The organism is Seonamhaeicola marinus, from assembly GCF_008085455.1.
This window is the reverse complement of record NZ_VSDQ01000185.1, coordinates 1-380: the sequence shown is the minus strand read 5'-3', so window position 1 is coordinate 380 and position 380 is coordinate 1. Positions and strand designations below refer to the sequence as shown.

The 380-nt window shown below is 29.7% G+C and carries 1 pseudogene; it reads left to right on the top strand.

Annotated features, from left to right (window positions below):
* A pseudogene (locus FUA24_RS02910) lies at positions 1-340 on the top strand (cytochrome c oxidase subunit II); the annotation flags it as partial.
* Positions 341-380 lie beyond the last annotated feature (40 nt).

Below are 380 nucleotides of genomic sequence, written 5' to 3'. Positions count from 1 at the left end.
TTACATGCCACATTTTAGAGCCCAAATGAACTGTGTTCCTGGTATGATTACACAGTTTGGTTTTACGCCCTCAAAAACTACTGAAGAAATGCGTGCTACACTTGAAATTCAAGACAAGGTTAAAAATATTAATGAAATTAGAGTTGAAAAAAGTAAAAAATTAGTTGCTAAAGGTGAAGACCCATTAGAACGCTATGAGTTTGATTACTTACTTATTTGTAATAAAATTTGTGGAAAGTCTCATTACAACATGCAAATGAAGATTGTTGTTGAAACTGAAGAAGAATTTAATGCTTGGTTAAAAGAGCAAAAAGAATTCAAAAACTCTCTAATTAACTAAATAAAAAAAAGAAAAAAACGATATAAGATTATGTCAGCAC